The organism is Acidiphilium sp. PM, from assembly GCF_000219295.1.
In the GTDB taxonomy this organism is placed as follows: Bacteria; Pseudomonadota; Alphaproteobacteria; order Acetobacterales; family Acetobacteraceae; genus Acidiphilium; species Acidiphilium multivorum.
On record NZ_AFPR01000252.1, the window covers coordinates 1 to 2,567 of the forward strand.

Below are 2,567 nucleotides of genomic sequence, written 5' to 3' on the forward strand. Positions count from 1 at the left end.
CCCCGGCCGACCTGGTGGCCGCCCAGCGTGCCGCCCTTGCCGGCGTGCTGCGCCAGGCGGTCGCCCTGGTCGCGCGGTTCCGGTAGGCCCGGCCGGTCAGCCCTCTTCCGCGGTATTGGGATCGAGCGTCGCGGCGATGGGCGTGGTGCGCGGCAGGATCTGGTAGGGCTGCTGCTGCTCGTTGGGCACCGGCTCGCGCACGCGCTGGCGCCAGACGCCGAAACCCACCGCCGCCGCGGCCGCGAGGGCCAGGAAATAGAACAGCCCGCCGGGGCCGATCCGCGTCATCGCCATCGCCGCGATGATCGGGCCGATTGCCGCGCCGATGGAATAGACCAGCACGAGGCCGCCGCTGGCCCCCACCCGCTGGTCGGGCTCCAGAAAGTCGTTCGTATGGGCGACGCAGAGCGGGTAGAGGGTGAAGACGAGGCCGCCGAACAGCAGGCCGAGCGTATCAACGACGTCTGGCCGCCGGGCCAGGAGGCCGAGCACGAGGCTGACCAGCCCGGTGCCGGCAAACGTGCCGATGATCACCTTGCGCCGGTCGAACCGGTCGGAAAGCCGCCCGATCGGGATTTGCAGCACCACGCCGCCCAGGATCACGAGGCTCATGAACAGCGCGGTCTGCGGCCTGCCCATGCCGAGCCCGTGCGCATAGATCGCGCCGAGCGCGTAGAAACCGCCGAGCATCACGCCGGTCACCGCCGCGCCGATGATGCCGAGCGGCGAGATCCGGTAGAGACGGACGAAGGAGAGCGGCGTCGCCCCCCCCAGCGCGGGGCCGGGGATCCGCGTCAGCGCGATCGGGATCACCGCGAGCGAAAGCAGGATCGATGCGGCGATGAACGGCAGCGCCGGGACGCGGTTGCCAAGGTCGAGCAAAAACTGTCCCGCCCCCTGCCCGGCATAAAGCGCGACCATGTAGAAGGCGAGGATGGCGCCGCGGGTCTGCGGCGTCGCCCGCTCGTTCAGCCAGCTTTCGATGCAGATGAACACGCCGGCAAGCGACAGGCCCTCGATGAAGCGCAGCACCGCCCAGAAGCCGAATTCCTGCCAGACCGTGCAGGCCAGCGTGCTCGCCGAGAACAGCGAGACGAAGGCGGTGAAGGCGCGGATATGGCCGACCCGCTCGATGATCCGCCCGGCGCGCAGCGCGCCCAGCGTCAGCCCGGCGTAATAGGCGGTGCCGATCAGCCCGATGAGCAGCTGCGTCGTGCCCGCGGCTTCGAGCCGCAGGCTCATCAGCGTCGCGAGGAAGCCGCTGCCGGCCATCAGCATGAAGATGGAGAACAGCAGACTGCGGACGGAAAGCAGCGAGGAGACCATCAGAACCTCATCCTGCCGCAAGGCAAAGGAGACGCCAAGGCGACCGACGATCCGTCCCGGACCGGCCCACCGCCTGGAGCACTTCCCGATCCTTCCGGGTCGGCTTTCGTGCTCTATTGTATTGATAAATAGAGCATCATCCGATCAGATGACTCCACCCGACCGGATGTTGCTCTAGGCGGTGGGCCGGCTGCGGTCAATGCCGCCGGTGCGGGTCAGCTTCGCCCGCATGCACGATCAGGCGGCGGTGCGCAGCGTCCCGCCCTTGCCATCCTGCGTCGCCCGGCATTCGACCAGGGCGGCGTGGAGCGCGCGGATCGCGTCGTCGAAGCGGTCGGTATCGAGAATGAACTGGATGTCGACATTGCGCATCTGGTGCTGCATCGCCTTGACCCCGATTCCCGCCGCGCCGAGCGCGTCGAGCGCGCGGCCGACACAGCCCTCCGCGCTGAGATCGCTGCCGATCAGCGCGACCATGGCGAGGCGCGGCGCCGAGACCTCGGCGTTCGGAAATCGCGCCTCCAGATCGGCGATCACCCGGCGCACCGTCGGCCCGCCGGCGGCGAGATAATGGGTGATGGCGTTGGCGTTGGACGACTTGCTGACGATGCGCGCGCGGTGCTTCGTCAGCGTGTCGAGGATCGCCGCGTCATAGCCCTTCTTGCCGACCATGTCCTGCTCGAAGAACTGAAGCGCGCGCAGCTCGCGGATGCCTGTGACGATCTCGATGCGCGGCGCGGCGGAAACGTAGTCGGCGCAGATCAGCGTGCCCTCGTCGTGCCGGTCGAAGGTGTTGCGCACCCGCAGCGGGATGCCCGCCTGGCGCAATCCGCGCGCCGCACCGGGATGGATGACCTCGACGCCGAGATTGGCGAGCTGGTCCGCCACGTCGTAATTCGTGCGGCCGATCTTGCGCGCCTTGCCGACGCCGACGACCTTCGGATCGGCGCTGGAGAGATGGAACTCCTTGTGGATGATCGCCTCGCGCGCGCCGGTGAGCACGGCGAGCCGGGCGAAGGTCATCTCGGTGTAGCCGCGGTCGTATTTGCGGACCATGCCGTCGCTGCATTTCGCATAGCCGGTGACAATCGGCAGGGTGGTCGCTGAGTCGATCCCGTCGAGCCCGGTGCGGATCCGCTCGTCGAGATCGAGGTTGCGCCCGTCCTGCCAGCCGGTCAGGTCGACGAAGGCCGCGTTGACGCCGCGGGCAAGCAGCAGCAGGGCGGTGTTGTGCGCGCTGT

Annotated in this window: 2 protein-coding genes; both read right to left on the bottom strand. The window is 68.8% G+C overall.

What is annotated here, in order from left to right; translation table 11 throughout:
* Positions 1-96: 96 nt before the first annotated feature.
* Positions 97-1,326 carry an MFS transporter gene (locus tag APM_RS10745; protein WP_007423398.1) on the bottom strand — a complete coding sequence of 410 codons (1,230 nt, stop codon included), beginning with the start codon at positions 1,324-1,326 and terminating at the stop codon, positions 97-99.
* 237 nt (positions 1,327-1,563) lie between these two features.
* The coding region (locus tag APM_RS10750; RefSeq protein ID WP_007423399.1) for an aspartate kinase at positions 1,564-2,567 on the bottom strand (1,004 nt) is incomplete at its 5' end.

Coding starts and splice junctions, on each gene's coding strand:
- APM_RS10745 (WP_007423398.1), bottom strand. CDS start 1,326: ATGGTCTCCTCGCTGCTTTCCGTCCGCAGTCTGCTGTTCTCCATCTTC.